Source organism: Kordiimonas aquimaris, assembly GCF_025574485.1.
In the GTDB taxonomy this organism is placed as follows: Bacteria; Pseudomonadota; Alphaproteobacteria; order Sphingomonadales; family Kordiimonadaceae; genus Kordiimonas; species Kordiimonas aquimaris.
The window spans coordinates 49,990-67,490 of the sequence record NZ_JAOBPO010000007.1 but is presented as its reverse complement, the minus strand read 5'-3'; the positions used below and the strand labels follow the sequence as shown (position 1 = coordinate 67,490).

At 45.7% G+C, this 17,501-nt stretch carries 19 protein-coding genes; 2 read left to right on the top strand and 17 right to left on the bottom strand.

Annotated features, from left to right (window positions below):
- Window positions 1-159: 159 nt before the first annotated feature.
- From OEU88_RS16825 to yajC, 4 genes are all read right to left on the bottom strand, one after another.
- Window positions 160-564: an Mth938-like domain-containing protein gene (locus OEU88_RS16825; RefSeq protein WP_262696379.1), complete on the bottom strand. Its 405-nt coding sequence runs from the start codon at window positions 562-564 to the stop codon at window positions 160-162.
- An 18-nt stretch (window positions 565-582) separates the two neighbouring features.
- Window positions 583-1,554, bottom strand: a complete 972-nt coding sequence (gene secF / locus OEU88_RS16820) for a protein translocase subunit SecF (RefSeq protein ID WP_262696378.1) — start codon at window positions 1,552-1,554, stop codon at window positions 583-585.
- A gap of 11 nt (window positions 1,555-1,565) precedes the next feature.
- The gene (gene secD / locus OEU88_RS16815) at window positions 1,566-3,197 is read right to left on the bottom strand and encodes a protein translocase subunit SecD (protein WP_262696377.1); all 1,632 of its coding nucleotides are present in this window, start codon (window positions 3,195-3,197) and stop codon (window positions 1,566-1,568) included.
- 98 nt (window positions 3,198-3,295) lie between these two features.
- Window positions 3,296-3,637 carry a preprotein translocase subunit YajC gene (yajC, locus tag OEU88_RS16810; RefSeq protein ID WP_262696376.1) on the bottom strand — a complete coding sequence of 114 codons (342 nt, stop codon included), beginning with the start codon at window positions 3,635-3,637 and terminating at the stop codon, window positions 3,296-3,298.
- 185 nt (window positions 3,638-3,822) lie between these two features.
- Here yajC and OEU88_RS16805 point away from each other — a divergent pair, with 185 nt between their 5' ends.
- A complete protein-coding gene (locus OEU88_RS16805; protein ID WP_262696374.1) occupies window positions 3,823-4,737 on the top strand; it encodes an ATP-binding protein in 915 nt (304 codons plus the stop codon).
- Between the two features lie 14 nt (window positions 4,738-4,751).
- Here the strand turns inward: OEU88_RS16805 and OEU88_RS16800 are convergent, their stop codons facing one another.
- The 13 genes from OEU88_RS16800 to OEU88_RS16740 form a co-directional block, all read right to left on the bottom strand.
- Window positions 4,752-5,855 carry a peptidoglycan DD-metalloendopeptidase family protein gene (locus OEU88_RS16800; protein WP_262696372.1) on the bottom strand — a complete coding sequence of 368 codons (1,104 nt, stop codon included), beginning with the start codon at window positions 5,853-5,855 and terminating at the stop codon, window positions 4,752-4,754.
- Window positions 5,856-5,912: 57 nt separating this feature from the next.
- The gene (gene surE, locus OEU88_RS16795) at window positions 5,913-6,701 is read right to left on the bottom strand and encodes a 5'/3'-nucleotidase SurE (RefSeq protein ID WP_262696371.1); all 789 of its coding nucleotides are present in this window, start codon (window positions 6,699-6,701) and stop codon (window positions 5,913-5,915) included.
- Window positions 6,701-7,981, bottom strand: coding sequence for a serine--tRNA ligase (gene serS, locus OEU88_RS16790; RefSeq protein ID WP_262696370.1), 1,281 nt, complete (start codon window positions 7,979-7,981; stop codon window positions 6,701-6,703). The genes surE and serS overlap by 1 nt, the downstream gene beginning before the upstream one ends.
- Before the next feature lie 56 nt (window positions 7,982-8,037).
- On the bottom strand, window positions 8,038-8,883 hold the full coding sequence (gene tatC / locus OEU88_RS16785; RefSeq protein WP_262696369.1) for a twin-arginine translocase subunit TatC: 846 nt from the start codon (window positions 8,881-8,883) through the stop codon (window positions 8,038-8,040).
- Window positions 8,880-9,356 carry a Sec-independent protein translocase protein TatB gene (gene tatB, locus OEU88_RS16780; protein ID WP_262696368.1) on the bottom strand — a complete coding sequence of 159 codons (477 nt, stop codon included), beginning with the start codon at window positions 9,354-9,356 and terminating at the stop codon, window positions 8,880-8,882. Before tatB ends, tatC begins: the two co-directional genes overlap by 4 nt.
- Before the next feature lie 63 nt (window positions 9,357-9,419).
- Window positions 9,420-9,668: a twin-arginine translocase TatA/TatE family subunit gene (locus OEU88_RS16775; RefSeq protein ID WP_262696367.1), complete on the bottom strand. Its 249-nt coding sequence runs from the start codon at window positions 9,666-9,668 to the stop codon at window positions 9,420-9,422.
- Between the two features lie 108 nt (window positions 9,669-9,776).
- A complete protein-coding gene (gene scpB, locus OEU88_RS16770; RefSeq protein WP_262696366.1) occupies window positions 9,777-10,487 on the bottom strand; it encodes an SMC-Scp complex subunit ScpB in 711 nt (236 codons plus the stop codon).
- A 15-nt stretch (window positions 10,488-10,502) separates the two neighbouring features.
- Window positions 10,503-11,282, bottom strand: a complete 780-nt coding sequence (locus OEU88_RS16765) for a segregation and condensation protein A (protein ID WP_262696365.1) — start codon at window positions 11,280-11,282, stop codon at window positions 10,503-10,505.
- Entirely contained in the window at window positions 11,279-11,932 is a 654-nt protein-coding gene (locus tag OEU88_RS16760) for a site-2 protease family protein (RefSeq protein ID WP_262696364.1), read from the bottom strand. The genes OEU88_RS16765 and OEU88_RS16760 overlap by 4 nt, the downstream gene beginning before the upstream one ends.
- A gap of 9 nt (window positions 11,933-11,941) precedes the next feature.
- A complete protein-coding gene (gene nagZ, locus OEU88_RS16755; RefSeq protein ID WP_262696363.1) occupies window positions 11,942-12,961 on the bottom strand; it encodes a beta-N-acetylhexosaminidase in 1,020 nt (339 codons plus the stop codon).
- Window positions 12,962-12,988: 27 nt separating this feature from the next.
- Window positions 12,989-13,801 carry an SPOR domain-containing protein gene (locus OEU88_RS16750; RefSeq protein WP_262696362.1) on the bottom strand — a complete coding sequence of 271 codons (813 nt, stop codon included), beginning with the start codon at window positions 13,799-13,801 and terminating at the stop codon, window positions 12,989-12,991.
- Window positions 13,802-15,556, bottom strand: coding sequence for an arginine--tRNA ligase (gene argS / locus OEU88_RS16745; RefSeq protein ID WP_262696361.1), 1,755 nt, complete (start codon window positions 15,554-15,556; stop codon window positions 13,802-13,804).
- Between the two features lie 31 nt (window positions 15,557-15,587).
- Window positions 15,588-16,799: a deoxyguanosinetriphosphate triphosphohydrolase gene (locus OEU88_RS16740; RefSeq protein ID WP_262696360.1), complete on the bottom strand. Its 1,212-nt coding sequence runs from the start codon at window positions 16,797-16,799 to the stop codon at window positions 15,588-15,590.
- A gap of 257 nt (window positions 16,800-17,056) precedes the next feature.
- On the opposite strand from OEU88_RS16740, the gene erpA reads away from it, so the two are divergent.
- Window positions 17,057-17,437: an iron-sulfur cluster insertion protein ErpA gene (erpA, locus tag OEU88_RS16735; protein WP_262696359.1), complete on the top strand. Its 381-nt coding sequence runs from the start codon at window positions 17,057-17,059 to the stop codon at window positions 17,435-17,437.
- Window positions 17,438-17,501: the final 64 nt, after the last annotated feature.

Here is a 17,501-nt window from a genome sequence, read left to right as displayed (position 1 = left end):
TTGCTCCGCTAGCGTTACCTACCTTACGCCAACAATCTGAATAATTATAGCACAAGTCACAGCTTATGCACACTTACCTCATACCATACAGCAGGTTATCAAACAAACCGAGGTTTCGCCGAGGCGTGCGAAAAACAGGATAGTCTAAATAGCCTTAAATTAAGACACTTGTATCAGAATAGCCAAAACCCGGCGATTCTCTATTTTCAGAACATTATATGTTCGTGCCGCCGCACCTGTGCTCATTACATCAAAACCGATATTCTTGGCCTCTAGATGCATACGCAGTCGCTTTGGCAGCAATTGCATAGTCTCACCTGTGCCGATAAGGAGAATCTCTGGCTCATTCAGCGTGGCTATTGCTGCATCAATCTCATCTGTTGTCAGTGCATCAAAAGATTGCGCAGCAATTGGGAAAAAACCTTCTCCGTTAACAAATATGCTACCCTCAACACGCTTCTCAATCAGACGAAATCCACCATCACCATATGCTTCAACAAGCAGTGCATCATCAGGGCTTTCCAATTCAACGGTTATGCCGCCTGATTGAATCTTGTTCGCCATAACCTACCCTACTTAACTCTAAAAATTCTCAAACTGCGATGGGCGAGACTTATCAACTGTTGGGTCATCTTCTTCATCAAGCACCATTGATTCACGGCGAATTTTAAAGAACATCAACAAGGGTGAAGCAACAAAAATGGAACTGTATGTACCAATAACAACACCCCAAATCATCGCAGCTGTAAATCCGCGAATAACTTCACCTCCCAAAAAGAACAACGCAAACAAGGCTAGCAATGTCGTTACAGATGTCATCACCGTACGGCTAAGCGTTTGGTTTAGCGATAAATTAAGTACATCTTCCATCGCCATCTTGCGATATTTCCGGATGTTTTCCCGCACTCTGTCATACACAACTACCGTATCATTGAGACTGTACCCTACAATAGTCAGGAGGGCCGCAATGATTGTCAGGTTAAATTCAAGGCGCGTTAACGCGAAAAACCCAACAGTAAGCAAAACATCGTGTAACAAGGCAACAACTGCGCCTACGCCAAATTGCCATTCAAACCTGAACCAAATGTATATAAGGACGGCAAGCACAGCGATAGTTACAGATAATACGCCATCGCGCTTCAACTCTTCAGAAACCACAGGGCCAATGATATTGCCCTGCCTATATATCAATTCAGGGAAAACGTTCGAGAGTCTGTCACGAACATTAGTCATGGCAACGCTCTGCTCAGCATCGCCGCCAGGCTGACGTTCAATGCGGATCAGTAAATCACGATCAGACCCAAACTGCTTTACCGAAACATCGCCTAAGTTAAGTGTCCCCATCAATTCACGCACTTCAGCGAGCGGGACAGCTTTATTTTCGTACCCTACTTCAACAGTGATCCCGCCTTTGAAATCAATGCCGTAGTTCAAGCTATTCACAAAGAAAAGAGCTAAAGACCCAATGACAAGTATAATGGAAAGTACTGCAGCCACTTTCCGCATGCCGAGGAAGTTGACCTTTGTTTCTTGCGGAACAAGTTTTAACAACATTGCACGGCTCCCTATATTGGCAACGTGGTTGGGCGCTTACGCTTCAACCATGTGGAAAGGATATAACGGGTAAGAACGACAGCGGTAAACATCGAGGTCAAAATACCAATACCGAGCGTAACAGCAAAACCCTGCACGGGCCCTGAGCCGAGGAAATAAAGGATTGCCGCAGCAATAAACGTCGTAATATTTGCATCCATAATCGTGGACAAGGCTTGGCCATAACCACGTTCCATAGCCTGAAATGCTTTTGCTCCTGACCTTTGCTCTTCGCGAATACGCTCAAAGATCAACACATTGGCGTCAACCGCCATACCGATTGTCAACACAACGCCGGCAATACCCGGCAGTGTCAAAGTCGCCTGAAACAGGCTTAAGAATCCAGTAATCAAAATAAGGTTTGTAATCAATGCAACATTGGCGGCCAAACCAAACAGACCATAACTTAAAACCATGTAGATGATTACACCAACAAAACCAATAATCGCAGCAAGGCTGCCTTTATCAATATTATCTTTACCAAGATCAGGACCTACTGTGCGTTCGGCAAGAACAGTTAATTTAACTGGCAATGCGCCAGCTTTCAGAAGTGTAGACAGTTCATTCACTTCCTTAATATTACCAACACCCTGAATAATACCCTGTCCCCCAGGAATAGGGCCATTGATATTAGGAGCACTAATAACCTCGTCATCAAGGACAATAGCAAATGGCCGCCCTACGTTATTTGCGGTATGTGTTCCGAAGCGTTTCGCACCTGCAAGGTTGAACGAGAAAGACACAACAGGTGTTCCGCGGTCGTAAGCCGGTTTCGCATCAATAAGGTCGTCACCTGAAACAATGACACGCTCGTTGATAACAATTGGTTGGCCTTCACGTGTAAACAGCACCTTTTGGCGCGGGCGGAGGCGCCCCTTAGCTATATCATCAGGTGACAGGTTAGTTTCCACATCATGGAACGATAATTTGGCTGTCTTACCAATCAGGTTCTTAATTTCTTCGGGATCGCTGGCACCTGGTACTTCAAGTACAATACGGTCGCTGCCTTGCGGTTGAAGTGTAATTTCTTTTGTGCCCGTTGGGTCAACACGCTTGCGCATCACCTCCATAGAGCGAGAAATTGCGTCGCGCTTTTGGATCTCAATGCCTTGTTCTGTGAGCGTAAGTGTAAACACATCATCCGAACGCTCAAGCTCCACTTCCTGAACGCCGCCACCGAGCACTGGTGCCACACCGCCACCAACTTGTGACTGTGTTAACGGTATTAGTTTCTGGCGTGCCTGCTCTGTCAAGCCGGGATTGCGCACTCTTGCCGTAACCGATGCTTCAGTAACCTTGATATCTGTGAAAGTCACGCGTTGCTCACGCGGCACATCACGACGACGTGCTTCCTCTCGGCTAATATCACGGATTTGGTCCGCTAAATTATCAAGCCGCGCATTAACAACATCTTCAGTTTGTGCACCCCAAAGCAAGTGTACACCGCCTTGAAGGTCAAGGCCGAGATTAAGCGTATCTTCCGGCATAAATCCAGGCAATGCAGCACGCTGTTCTTCACTGAGGAAGTTTGGCAATGCCGTTACGGCACCGTATAAGCATACAAGTGCAATCATTATGACTTTCCAGCGTGGAAAGTTTAACATGTGACATCCCCTATAGGTAACAACTCGGCCAATAAATCATTGGCTCTAATCAAACATTTAAATTCAAACTAGTGCCGCCGTTATGCAGCAGTATGTGGTTACTTCTTGGTATCTGTTTTAACAGGCTCGCCTTTTACCCGCACTTCAGACAGCGTACTTTTCACAACACGCATGCGAACACCTTCACCAAAATCGACATCAAGTTCGTTGTCGTCTTTTACTTTGGCAACTTTACCAATCAATCCACCAGCAGTAATCACAGTATCGCCGCGCTTAACATTACTCACCATTTCACGGTGTTCTTTCATTTTCTTATTTTGCGGTCGTAAAATAAGAAACCAGAAAACTACACCAATCAAAATGAGTGGCAAAAAGCTTTCGAGAAGGCCGGGAGTTGCAGGTGCGCCAGCAGCTTGAGCGAATGCGGGTGAAGAAAACATATGTTACCCCTCTTTTTATCTGTCTTAATCTAGTATCAATGCTCAGTCGCTCTGATCATCGTACCTCACTATCGGCGGGACTATAGCCAGTTAAAAGCCAATTGCAACAAAAGCGAGGCTCGCTTTAGCGCATTTCCCATGATATGCCATTTTGACTAAATGGGGCAACAAAAGGACGGTTGCAAGTGCCTGTAGAAAATCCTACCAAAAACACCACGGATGACATATCTGAACTTCAGTCAGAAATTAACGCATTAAGTCAGGCAGTCAACGCTCTCACCAGCCAATTAAAAACGCCTGACAAACCTCAGCTAACATTCGATAATGCGATTAAACAAGCAGATGCATTTGTTTTCGATGCCGTTTCCCACAATTTACACCCTGTCACCGCAGTGTCAGCACCATCCCTTAATTTGTTACATGGTATAAACCACGCCAAAACAGCGTTACTCGAAAATACACGTCAGTTTGCTAATGGGGTCGGTGCCAACAATGCATTATTATGGGGCGCACGTGGCATGGGTAAAAGTACGCTCATTAAGTCAGTACACCGTGCGATATTAGATGAAGTTGAGGTTAAACCGGCATTGATTGAAATTCATCGGGAAGACATCGCATCGTTGCCTCAACTACTTCGCGCACTCAGTGTCGTTGATAGGCAATGCATTTTGTTTTGCGACGACCTTTCCTTCAATCGACCTGATCAAGACTTTAAGGCGCTAAAATCTGTCCTTGAAGGAGGCTTAGAAGGTCGCCCAACAAACATTCTGTTTTACGCAACTTCAAACCGAAGGCACCTGCTCCCTCGCAGCCTTGCGGAACAAGAAAGTGCTACAGGCATTCATCCAAATGAGTCTATGGACGAAACCATCGCGCTTTCCGACCGTTTTGGGTTGTGGCTTGGTTTCCACACATGTGATCAAGAAGAATATCTAACAATGATTGAAAATTACATTAGTAATTTTTCGCTGCAGATAAGTTCTGAATGGCAAACTTCTGCACTGGAATGGGCTAAAACGCGCGGAAACAGGTCAGGTCGAACCGCATGGCAATTTGTGCAAAACTTAGCTGGCAAACAAGGTAAGTCCGTTAGCTTTTAAAGTCTCATTTTAAGCTAACGAGCCGAAGCAACTTTGTTATTCAAATAGTCGAGAGGGTCAAGTGCCCGCCTACCTTTTCTAATTTCAAAATGCAATTGCGGTTCTTGCACCCCACCAGTTGAACCAACACGTGCAATCACCTGCCCCTTGGTAATTTGATCACCTTTGTTAACCAGTAACCGTTCATTATGAGCATATGCTGTCAACCAGCCATCAGCATGCTTGAGCAAAAGCAAATTTCCATAACCCTCAAGAGCGTTCGACGCATATACAACAACACCAGCTTCAGCAGAGCGAACAACCGTACCTTGCCGTGCTAAAATATTAATACCGTCGTTGTGCAAACCACCCTCTTTCGGACCAAAACGGGACGCCAGCTTACCATCCACTGGCCAGATAAAACCGCTTTGACTGCGCGCCGGCGGTTCCGGTAATGGCACAGTGCGGCCACGCGGAGGTGATACTGTTGCTACCTGCGTTGAAGAGGGACCAACATTGGCCGGAGTTGCACCGCCAGGCAAAGCAAGCACCTGACCAACACTCAATCGATATGGTTTTTTGATACCGTTCGCGCGCATCAATGCAGCAAGATTAACACCGTAACGACGCGAGATACTGTATCCAGTATCTCCTTTTACGACTGTATGCTTTAGCGCGACAGGAATGCGCAACCTCTGGCCAATAGCCAGACTATAAGGGGCACGCAGATTATTCTCTGCAATAATACTACGAACTGGAACACCGTGCCTTCTGGAAAGCGCATATAGCGTCTCTCCCCGGCGCACCGCGACAGTTTGAAGAGATGATCTACTTGAAGCTTGCCTCGTTGTTGGCGCAGGCACAGAAGATTGAGCAGTTGGGCGCTTTGTTGGCGTTGACTTAACAGCAACTTGTGTGCGCGGCTGAACATTAGCGGCTGCATATGGTGGGCGGCGCGGATTCCATCTCGGTGCAGGTACAGGTGTTGGTGAATTACGAACTTGATAAACCGGCTTAATATCCGCAGGAGATGGACGTGAACCACCAAAGCATGCTGATAAAAACATGCATAGCGTCAAAACGCCGAAACTACGCAACGGCATCATATAAGCACACAAACTATGTTTTTCTCGTTTCATAAAGTCCCACTTCACCAATAACGATACTAAGGCATGAGAAGAAGGGCAATATTTTGTCTATGTTTGTTCAAATTTTGTTGCGACAGCACCAGCTATTGCACGTCGAGTCTCGTGATGCGTAAGATCAAGATGCAACGGTGTAACAGAAATCCATTTTTCCCGCACGGACTTAAGGTCTGTCTCATGACCCGGAATACCCACTTCCCGACCAAGCCCAAACCAATAGTAACTAAAACCGCGTGGATCAGTGCGTTTATCAATATTATTACCAAGCATTTCGCGCCTACCCTGCTCTGTTACGCGAATACCCTCAATCTCATCAGGTACAAATGCAGGGAAATTAATATTAATCAGCACGTCCTGAGGCCACCCAGCATCAAGTAGTAATTTTAAAACTTGAGGGGCATATATTTCGGCCGTTTCCCACTTCGTACGTGCAGGCGGGCGTATACACTGGCTCATAGCGATAGACGGGATACCCGCAAGCGTGCCTTCCATTGCAACAGATACCGTGCCTGAGTATGTAACATCTTCAGCAAGGTTTGCGCCGCGATTCACACCGGACAAAATAAGAGTAGGAAGCGAATCCTTCATAATCTCGTTCAGTGCCATCATCACACAGTCAGTAGGTGTTCCGTCAACCGCCCAGCGTTTTTCCTCAAGCTTTCTAATACGCAGTGGTCGTGTAAGAGTAAGCGAATGACCCGCACCTGATTGTTCACTCTCAGGCGCAACTACCCAGACATCATCCGAGAATTGACGAGCGACTTTCTCTAAAACCTTTAAACCCGGCGCATTAATGCCGTCGTCATTAGAGATAAGTATTCGCCTAGTTGGAACACTCATTATACAGCCTCAATTACTTCAAGACCGCCCATATACGGGATCAATACATCAGGCACACGAATGGAACCATCTGCACGCTGATAATTTTCCATAACAGCAACCAGCGTACGGCCTACGGCAAGCCCTGAACCATTCAAGGTGTGTACAAATCGCGTTTGTTTTTCACCTTTAGGGCGGCAGCGCATCTTCATCCGACGCGCCTGAAAGTCTCCGCATGTAGAGCAGCTTGAAATTTCACGAAACTTTCCTTGTCCCGGTAACCAAACCTCAAGGTCATACGTACGGCGTGCGCCGAAACCAATGTCTCCGGTACATAGCTTTACAACACGGTATGGCAGAGAGAGGCGTCTAAGCACCTCTTCGGCGCATCCTGTCATGCGTTCTAGTTCGTCGTCAGATTGTTCCGGTGTAGTAATCGAAACCATCTCGACTTTTTCAAACTGATGCTGGCGGATCATGCCGCGTGTATCACGGCCAGCAGCACCTGCTTCGGCGCGGAAACACTGACCATGTGCCGTAAAACGAAAAGGCAATTCAGCCTCATCTAGAATCTCGCCAGAATGTAAATTTGTCAGCGTGACTTCTGAAGTTGGGATAAGCCAATGACCTGTATTGGTTGTAAAGGCATCATCACCAAACTTTGGTAACTGGCCAGTACCCAAGAGTGCACTTTCTCGCACCATTGCAGGTGTTAATACCTCAGTATAGCCATGATCACGGGTATGCAAATCAAGCATAAATTGACAAAGCGCTCTTTCCAGCCTTGCCAAACCACCCTTCAGAACAACAAAACGAGAGCCTGAAAGCTTTGCTGCACGTTCAAAGTCCATGCCACCAAGGTTTTCACCCAGATCAAAATGCTCTTTCGCTTCAAAGTCGAACGTGGAAGGCTTCCCCCATGTACGAACTTCAATGTTATCGTCTTCGCTGTCACCATCCGGTACATCGTCGTACACTGTATTAGGCAAGCTCATTAAAATCATATTGAGCTTTTCAGACATATCGCGCTCTTTGGCCTCAAGGCTTGCGAGTTTTTCTTTAAGCTCGCCTACTTCAGACATCAAGGCTGCCGCCTGCTCTTCATCGCCCTTAGCTTTAGCCTGACCAATCAACTTGGACGCTTCGTTCCTGCGAGCCTGGCATGTTTGTGCTTCAGTTTGAACGGCCCGATAGTCTTTGTCCAAAAACAAGACTTCTTGCGCCATTGCATCCTCGCCGCGGCGAGCGAGCAAGCGGTCAAACTCTTCAGGGTTTTCACGAATAAATTTTAGATCAAGCATGGCTTATGTCCTACGACATGAATATGGAAGTTTAGCATAAGAGCTTATGCTATTTATTAAATTTCGTCTTCGTCGTCTTCTTCAAGGGCTGCAGCGCGTTTGCGCTCCGTAGCACCGATGAGTAAGATGGACAGCTCATACAGGAGCATAATAGGAATGCCAAGGGCGATTTGGCTAATTGGGTCAGGTGGTGTCAGAAAAGCAGCAATCATGAAAGTGGCAACAATCATATAGCGTCTTTTTTCTTTTAATCCCTGCGCTGTAACAATGCCGGCGCGCCCCATCAGAGTTAATGCGATCGGCAGTAGGAAGGCCACACCAAACCCGAAAACCATCTGCATAACGAGCGACAGATATTCGCTAACTTTCGCCTCGGCAGAAATTTCAACAGCACCAATACCGCCGCTTTGCTCAAAACCAAGCAAAAACTCCCAAGCCCATGGAATTACAACAAAATATGCAAGCGATGCGCCCATTGCAAACAACACTGGTGTTGCAAGCAAAAACGGTAAAAACGCGCGCTTTTCATCGCGGTACAGTCCCGGTGCAACAAATTTCCATATTTGTGAGGCAAGCAAAGGGAATGTAACCAGGAAAGCTGCATACAGAGCCACTTTCAGGTTAACAAAAAAACCTTCCGTTAACGCGGTGAAAATCATGCGTCGCGGCATCCCGTCCGCTTGCGCATCCATATAAGGTTTAGCAAGAATGTTGAAAACCTCATCTGCGAAGTAAAGTCCAATAACAAAAGCAATCATCATTCCAATAATTACCTTTATTAAACGACTACGCAGCTCGTTCAAATGATCAAGCAAAGGTGCGCGGCTAGCGTCTACTTCGTCTTCTTCTGGATCAATATCCGGGCCTTTACCCTCAAAGCCTAACTCTTCAGGACCCATCATGATTTTACCTCAGAAGATTTTTCTGCATTTTTTTTCACAGGTTTTTTAGGTTTTGCTCCAGAATCAGACTTTTTCTTATCTTTTTGAGCACTAGACTTGCTAGATTTTGGCTTTTTCTCTGCTTTTTGACTTTCGGTAGGTGGTTTTTGAGGATTAGACGCTGTTGCTTTTTGTTTCGGTGAAGCGATCGAATTTTCTTCTTCGCGGTTGGTCATAATATGTTCGGTAATTTCAGACGGACTCATACCCGGGCGCAATCCCTCTTCTTTTCGCAGGTCGGCAAATGGATCGACTTCTCGTTCAACCTCAGCAGCCAAGTCTTCCACACCAGAGCGAAATTCGGCGGCCATCTCACGCATGCGCCTTACAAAGCCAGCAACTGTGCGCAGTAACTTAGGTAGCTCTTTAGGCCCAACGACAACAAGCGCAAGCGTCGCGACCACAAATAACTCCATGGCACCGATGTCAAACATACGGGAAGCTCCGAAATCAGGAAGTTAAGGTTTTACTCAAGATAAAAGTTAGTATCGCTGAACTTATGCGTCAGCTTTGTCTTTTTCAGAGACCTTAACAGCATCACCGTCAATAACTCTGCTATCAGTCACAGGTTTTGCAGCTTCAGGAGCAGCTTTATCAGTTTCTTCAGCTGGGTCTTCTTTCAAACCTTTACGAAAACTCGTGATACCTTTTGCAACATCACCCATCAGGTCTGAGATTTTGCCGCGACCAAACAAAAGAATAATAAGCAAAGCAACAAGTGCAATTTGCATCCAACCAGGGAACATTTCTTTTCTCCAAAGAATTATTAAACAATATGTTAGATATGTTTTTTAAAGTTATGCATTTTTTAAAGTCACATCTAAATCATTGCTATTTTATATATTTTCATCTTCTCATTCGACAGTGTTTTGCGATGCTATGGTTTCCTGCTCCGATGCAGCGATTGCCTCTTCAAGATCAATCTGCCCATCATCGTTATCACCGTCCACTTCCGGCATTCCGCCCATCTTATCTAGCGCAACATCAACACTGTCCAGCAGTCCTGCTGCTTTCAATTCCTGAACACCAGGCAAATCTTTAATAGTTTCAATGCCAAAATGCACTAAAAACTCATCTGTCGTACCATATGTCACAGGTCGCCCGGGCGTTCTCCGGCGTCCTGCCATTTTCACCCACCCCGCTTCCATCAATACATCCAGCGTGCCTTTAGATATAGTAACGCCGCGCACTTCTTCAATCTCGGTCCGCGTCACAGGCTGGTGATATGCAATAATTGCCATCGTTTCCACAGCTGCTCTAGAAAGCTTACGTGGCTCATCTATTTCGCGGCGCAATAAAAATGATAAATCCTCTGCTGTCCGAAACATATATTTACCGGCCAGCATGACAAGGTTTACGCCGCGAGCGCTATAATCTTCCTGCAAAGCATCAATATGTAGCGCAACATCTATACCTTCAGGAACACGCTCTTCAATTTCTGTAATTGAAATAGGTTTTTCTGTAGCAAACAGAATTGCTTCGACCATCCGCCGATGCTTCAGCATATGTTCAACATCATTTGACAAGTCATCAGAACGTTCGTCGATGTTATCATTTTCGCTCATAGTCAGAAAACCTGTTTATTCTTCGTTCTGTTTTTGTCGCAAATATATGGGACCAAACGTCTCCATCTGCCTTAAGTCCGCACCGCCTTGGCGTGCTAATTCCAAACTGGCAGCAAACATGCTCGCTAGCGCCGATTTACGCAAGCGTTTATCTTTAAGGTCTTCTGGCAAAAACTCTGACAACTGTGCCCAGTTGAAAGCATCACCTATCAAGCCTGACAGTCGTTCAATAGCATCTTCAAGTGAAAAAATAGGCCGACGTTCAATTCTAATTTCAGTAATGGAGAAGCGTTGACGATTATCTGCATACGCTTTCAATAACTCATATAGTGTCACATCATAATGACCGTGTTTCAATAACTTCAGTCCTTGAGGCATACCGCGCCGAAACACATCCCGCCCCATACGGTCACGTGCCATAATTCTGGCACCTGCTTCACGCATTGCCTCTAATCGCTGCAGGCGCAACTGAAGTCGAAACGCCAGTTCTTCAGCGGATGGTTCCTCGTCTTCTTCCTTGGGAAGCAGTAACCGCGACTTCAAGTAAGCAAGCCACGCTGCCATCACTAGATAATCTGCTGCTAATTCTAGTTTGAGGCGCTTGGCTTCAGCAACGAATTTCAGGTATTGCTCAACAAGCTCAAGAATAGAAATTTGTGTCAGGTCTACTTTCTGTGTGCGCGCCAATGTCAACAAGACATCAAGCGGTCCCTCAAACCCATCTATTTCAAGGGTTAACTGGTTACTTGCTGCATATGCAGCCGGTGTATCCGTGTCTTCTTCGAATTCCATCATATAGGCACACCAACGGCCCAAACAACGAGGCCCGTCATAAATTGTGTAGGCACTGTAATGATACTACTTGCCAGCATTATAATCCCGATAAGAATAAAGAATCCGTATGGTGCAATAGAACGATACTTCTGGGCGGCTTCATAAGGAAGGAATTGCTCAACTACGGCACCACCATCTAACGGAGGGATGGGAAGCAAATTAAACACCATGAACAGGCAATTCATAAACACACCATAATACATAGCGTTGATTAGCCAATCTTCACCTGAACCGCCAGCGCTGATCGCATACTTCAATACCAACGCACAGAACACAGCAACAATCACATTTCCAGCAGGTCCAGCCAAGGCAACCAAAACCATGGCTTTCTTCCTGTTGCCTTTGAAGTTACCAGGTTGAATTATTACGGGTTTTGCGTAACCAATTAGAAACGGGAAACCGGTAAGAACGGCAAATAGTGGAATAATAACAGTACCAACCAAATCCATATGAACCAATGGATCAAGTGATAATCGACCGTCATTCTTGGGTGTTGGATCACCAAACGCATTTGCTGCAAACGCATGGCCAGCTTCATGCAGTGTTACCGCTAACAAAAATGGTAATGCCATTATGCTGATCAGGTAAAATTTATCTGCGAAATATTCCAATGTAAGTCCCTATTGCAGCGCAGTTAGTTGTGTCATTACTGCATCATATTCAGTTTCAAGCACATGACGGTCATCATGACTAACAGTCTCAACCGTAGCAACATGCTCTGCAATTGTATTGCTGTATTCAGCGTAGATACCATCTAAAGCATGAGATATAGCCGTCATTTCTGCCATATCACCATTACAATGCAACACAATATCGCAACCAGCAGCAAGTGACCGTGAAGCCAAATCGTCAAGGCTGCCTTCAAGGGCTTTCATGGAAAGGTCATCTGTCATTAACAAACCATCAAATCCAATGTATTCTCGAATAACATTCTTTATTACATCTTCCGACAGTGTTGCGGTATTTACATCATCAATCGATTGATAAACAACATGAGCAGTCATACCAAGTGGGCAATTTCTAACAGCCTTAAACGGTGCAAAATCAGTTTTTTCAAGAACATCTAGCGGCTCAGACACTCTTGGCAAAGCCAAATGACTATCGACTGTTGCCCGGCCATGTCCTGGAATATGCTTCATTACCGGTAAAACACCTGATTGCATAAAGGTATCTATAACCAGCTGCCCATATTCAGCTATAATTTGCGGCGATTGACCAAAAGCGCGATCGCCAATAATAGGGTCCGCGTCAGTTATCGGCACATCAAGTAGTGGTAAGCAATTGGTATTGATCCCCACCCTGCGCAGGTCATCAGCTATCAGACGGCAATTCAAATTTAACGCTTGCCTCGCCAGTGCTTCGTCGTGCGCTGCAGCTAAACCAAATGTCATCATCGGTGGATATTTACGCCAATGAGGCGATGTCATGCGCTGTACACGGCCACCTTCCTGATCAATCAGAATAAGTACATCCGATCGATTAACGCATAAGCGCAAATCGGCTGTTAAGGTTTTCACTTGCTGTGGTGTTTGAATATTTCGTGCAAAAAGAATGAACCCAACAGGTTGCTGTTCCTCAAAAAACACGCGTTCTGTATCGGTTAGAACAGGACCTGAGCAACCAAATATAACTGGTTTCATACTAGCACTCTCAGTTGAAATGCCGAATTATGGATTAACAACAATACAGGCCTGTTGCTGCGCTCTAAGTGCAATACAAACCTGATCAGCATCTGTGCGTGTTTCAAGTGGACCAACGCGCAGACGATATAATGTCCTGTCACCAGTTTGAACGGCTTCATATTGAGGTTGCAAATCACGGAGCTGATTTAAAAATTTACCTCTCACAGTACGCCATGCTGTTGCTGCAGATTGTTCTGAGCCATAAGCACCTAGTTGCACGCGATACTTATCAGCTGCAATTGCTGTTGGCTGCAACACTTCTGGTGTAGGCTGCTCTTCAGCAGGTTCTGGCTTAGGTTCTGTCGGGGCATTCACAGTCGCATCATTTGGCACGTCCGCGACAACTTCTGTAGTCTGATTAGTTGCAGCTTCTGCCAAATCTCCAATTCTATCAGCGGTTTGAGCCACAATAGTATTTACAGGTTCTTCTGGAAGATTAGGAATTTCATCAACGGGTTGTTCCGGCTGCTCACCAAGTTCCACACGGCTTGAGGCAGCATTGCCGTTTGCTACATCAAATACCCGTTTATCGCGGTGCTCAACTTCCATACCGCCCGGGTCGGTAGGCTTTTGTTTTATTGGGGACGTGTCAGCCGTAACAACGCGCGGCGCTTGCCGCGGTGCGTCATCATATAAAAGTACAATCGCAACAACAAACACAATAACCAAGCCAACAGCAGCACCAGCGGCAAATATAGTACCTCTCTTGCCAGAGAAGAACCCAGCTTCATTTTCTGCTTCTGGAACAGGCTGTAGCCATGGTGGCACATCATTATTGTTGTCATGATTATCAGACATCTAACGCATTTCCTCTACCGGTTTGACACCCAGAATAGCAAGTCCGCTGGAAATTACCAAACCTACGCTACGGATCATTGCTAACCGCGCTTGTGTTATCGCCGCATTATCATCAACAATAAAGCGTAACCCTTTATTATCATTACCTTTATTCCAAAGGCTATGAAACTCTGATGCTAGATCGTAAAGATAAAAAGCTATTCGGTGTGGCTCATGCGCCTCAGCTGCAGCTTCAATGATACGCGGAAAAGCGCAGCACTGTTTTATAAGTGAAATTTCACTTTCATCCGTCAAACCATCCAAAGCAACACTTGCAAGAGTGCTATCGTCTGTCTTCATATCAGGAAAAGCTTCTGGCGTTCGGTTTTTAAGAACAGAACAAATGCGAGCATGCGCATACTGCACATAAAACACAGGGTTATCTTTGGACTGTTCTGTCACTTTCTTAAAATCAAAATCCAGCGGCGCATCATTCTTACGCGTCAGCATTATAAACCGCGTTACATCACGGCCAACTTCTTCAACGACATCGCGAAGCGTAATGAAATTTCCAGCTCGTTTAGACATTTTAAACGGTTCACCGTCACGAAAGAGCCTAACCAATTGGCAGATTTTGACATCTAAATTACCATCATCAGCAAGTGCCTTAACAGCGGACTGCATTCGTTTAACGTAACCACCATGATCGGCACCCCAGACATCAATCATTGAATGGAATCCACGTTTGTATTTATCGTAATGGTAAGCAATATCAGCCGCAAAATAAGTATAGTCACCGTTTGATTTCTGTAGCGCTCTGTCTACATCATCACCAAATGCTGTAGCACGAAACAGTGTTTGCTCACGCGGCTCCCAATCATCGGTCTTTTGCCCTTTCGGTGGCTCTAAAACACCCTCATAGATATGGCCTTTACTACGTAAATCCGCGATCGCGTCTTGAATGCGACCATCCTTATGCAGCGATAATTCGGAAAAATAAACATCTTGAACCACACCGAGTGTTTTCAGATCAGCACGTATCAATTCCATCATGGCTGCCGTAGCATCAAGGCGGATTTGTTCTAACCAGACACTTTCATCAGCATCTAGCCATTGATCGCCGTACTTTTCCTTGAGTGTGACACCAACTGGAACCAGATAGTCCCCAGGATAAAGGCCTTCAGGAATTTCGCCAACATCACGGCCATGCGCCTCACAATAACGCAAATAAGCAGACCGCGCCAAAACGTCAATCTGGCCGCCTGCATCGTTAATCACATATTCCCTTGTCACATCAAAACCAGCCTTGATCAGCAAGTTAGAGAGTGCATCACCAAAAACAGCTCCCCTTACATGACCTACATGTAGCGGGCCAGTTGGATTAACGGAAACATACTCAACGTTAATCTTTTCGTTACCGCCCATATCGCTTGCGCCGTAATCCGTTCCCGAGGACAGGATTGTGCTTACTTGCTGTTGCCAGAAACTAGCCGCAACGCGCATGTTAATAAAACCTGGCCCCGCTACATCTACAGATTCAATATCTGCATGTTTTTCCAATTGCGGCGCCAGCATCTCTGCAACCGCACGTGGGTTTTGGCGTGCTTGCTTGGCCAGAACCATCGCTGCATTTGTTGCTAAATCACCGTGACTTGCGTCGCGAGGTGGTTCTACAGTTAAATTTTTATACTCAAGATCAGATGGCAGTGCGCCTGTCTTGGATAGATTGTTGAGCGCTTCAACAACCACATCCCTGAAAAGGGTAAATATATTCATTTTATAGTCTTTCTGGTCAGTTAGCTGCGCCTTACAGCGAAACCTTCGACAGATCAAATAATTTAGCATGTTCTCTAAACGCAAAACGGTCAGTCATGCCAGCAATAAAATCAGCTACAACACGCGCTGTTTCAGCAGTGTTTGGTTCTGGCGCCTTTTCGCTCCAGTCTGTAGGCAGACAACCAGGCTCAGAAATATATAACTCAAACAGATCAGTAACAACCCGGCGCGCTTTGCTACCCATTCGGTTAACCAAATAGTGTCGGTACATACGCCCATGTAAAAACTCTTTTAGCTCGCTAACCGCAGTCGACATATTCCGCCCAAAAGCAATAATTGGTGCACCAGCATTGCGAATATCATCAGGGTGCTCAGGCGCAAGTTCCTTCAGTCGGCGCCCACTTTCAACCATCAAGTCCGCAACAAGACGATTGATCATGCGGCGCACCAACTCATGAATCAGTACATCCTTGCTTGCACCGGGATATGTCAGCAAAACCTCATCAATCAGCTGTGCTACAACAGGGATTTTCTTCAATTCGTCCAACTCAAACAGCCCTGCCCTTAAACCATCATCAAGATCATGGCTCGAGTAAGCAATATCATCTGCCAATGCTGCTATTTGTGCCTCAGCGCTAGCGTATGTATGTAATTTCAAATCCTGTTCGGGCGAGTAATCACGAAAACCAAATGACAAATGAGCCGGCGGGTTTTCATGGTCAATTGCTGTATCAACAAGCGGCCCATTATGCTTGGCCAAACCTTCAAGAGTTTCCCATGTAAGATTTAGGCCTTTAAATGATGCATAGCGGCTTTCCAGGCGCGTTAAAATACGCAGCGATTGCGCATTGTGATCAAATCCTTCGTAATTAGCCATGCATTCATTCAATACACTTTCACCTATGTGACCAAATGGCGGATGCCCGAGGTCGTGCGCTAGTGCCAGTGTCTCGCCTAAATCTTCATTGAGGTGCATTGAACGACAGATAGAGCGTGCAATTTGTGACACTTCAAGTGAATGCGTTAGCCTTGTGCGGAAATGATCGCCTTCATGATACACAAAAACCTGCGTCTTGTGCTTTAAGCGTCTAAAGCTAGATGAATGGATCACTCTGTCACGATCACGCTGATAGCAACTGCGTGATGGCTGTTCCGGCTCAGAAAACAATCGGCCACTGCTCAACGAGGGTTTACAGGCATACGGCGCAAGTATTTCCTCATAGTGTGGCAGAGTGTTTGTCATATTGATCTCCTGATCGTTAAAATGCCCCGGCAAACTACACCAAATTCGCGTAAATATTCCGCGCAATGTAAGCCGCAAAAATCTGTATGAACGCACACTATATGCGAGCTCGTTGCAGGGCAATTTTTTTCGGTCTTAACTGACAATTATTTAGAATATTGATGCCTTAGATGAATTAACTGCGCACAGGGGTTTGACCTTTGACTGGTGAACACCTAAATATAAGGTCATATTTGACAGCTTACCGAGTGAAACAAATGAATGATGCTACAAAAACTGCTGTAACTGATGCCAAGCCTTCCGAGCGCCCTGCTCCGGTTGGATTAAGCGCACGAGCAGCTGCACGTGTGGCAAACTTAATTGAGCAACAAGGTAATCCTGAACTAAAATTACGCCTTTCTGTTTCCGGTGGTGGTTGCAGCGGTTTTCAATATGGCTTTGGCTTTGAAGACGCTCAAAAACCAGATGATATCGTCGTCACAAAAAACGGCGTAACGATGTTGGTTGATTCGATGTCGCTGTTGTATCTGACAGGCTCGGAAGTTGATTATGTTGAAGATCTTGTTGGTGCGTCCTTTCAAGTTGTAAACCCCAATGCAAGTTCATCTTGCGGGTGTGGTTCATCCTTCGCCATATAGCTGATTTGCAAACCACATTCCGCTGGACAATATGGCAATCAAATCTATTGTTGCCTAAAATCTC

Excerpts from the sequence above, each read along its gene's own strand:
- secD (WP_262696377.1), bottom strand. The coding sequence starts at position 3,197 with ATGTTAAACTTTCCACGCTGGAAAGTCATAATGATTGCACTTGTATGC.
- tatC (WP_262696369.1), bottom strand. The coding sequence starts at position 8,883 with ATGATGGGTCCTGAAGAGTTAGGCTTTGAGGGTAAAGGCCCGGATATT.
- OEU88_RS16825 (WP_262696379.1), bottom strand. The coding sequence starts at position 564 with ATGGCGAACAAGATTCAATCAGGCGGCATAACCGTTGAATTGGAAAGC.
- scpB (WP_262696366.1), bottom strand. The coding sequence starts at position 10,487 with ATGAGCGAAAATGATAACATCGACGAACGTTCTGATGACTTGTCAAAT.
- OEU88_RS16775 (WP_262696367.1), bottom strand. The coding sequence starts at position 9,668 with ATGTTCCCTGGTTGGATGCAAATTGCACTTGTTGCTTTGCTTATTATT.
- yajC (WP_262696376.1), bottom strand. The coding sequence starts at position 3,637 with ATGTTTTCTTCACCCGCATTCGCTCAAGCTGCTGGCGCACCTGCAACT.
- argS (WP_262696361.1), bottom strand. The coding sequence starts at position 15,556 with ATGAATATATTTACCCTTTTCAGGGATGTGGTTGTTGAAGCGCTCAAC.
- secF (WP_262696378.1), bottom strand. The coding sequence starts at position 1,554 with ATGTTGTTAAAACTTGTTCCGCAAGAAACAAAGGTCAACTTCCTCGGC.
- OEU88_RS16740 (WP_262696360.1), bottom strand. The coding sequence starts at position 16,799 with ATGACAAACACTCTGCCACACTATGAGGAAATACTTGCGCCGTATGCC.
- OEU88_RS16800 (WP_262696372.1), bottom strand. The coding sequence starts at position 5,855 with ATGAAACGAGAAAAACATAGTTTGTGTGCTTATATGATGCCGTTGCGT.
- OEU88_RS16765 (WP_262696365.1), bottom strand. The coding sequence starts at position 11,282 with ATGATGGAATTCGAAGAAGACACGGATACACCGGCTGCATATGCAGCA.
- serS (WP_262696370.1), bottom strand. The coding sequence starts at position 7,981 with ATGCTTGATCTAAAATTTATTCGTGAAAACCCTGAAGAGTTTGACCGC.
- erpA (WP_262696359.1), top strand. The coding sequence starts at position 17,057 with ATGAATGATGCTACAAAAACTGCTGTAACTGATGCCAAGCCTTCCGAG.
- nagZ (WP_262696363.1), bottom strand. The coding sequence starts at position 12,961 with ATGAAACCAGTTATATTTGGTTGCTCAGGTCCTGTTCTAACCGATACA.
- OEU88_RS16750 (WP_262696362.1), bottom strand. The coding sequence starts at position 13,801 with ATGTCTGATAATCATGACAACAATAATGATGTGCCACCATGGCTACAG.
- tatB (WP_262696368.1), bottom strand. The coding sequence starts at position 9,356 with ATGTTTGACATCGGTGCCATGGAGTTATTTGTGGTCGCGACGCTTGCG.
- surE (WP_262696371.1), bottom strand. The coding sequence starts at position 6,701 with ATGAGTGTTCCAACTAGGCGAATACTTATCTCTAATGACGACGGCATT.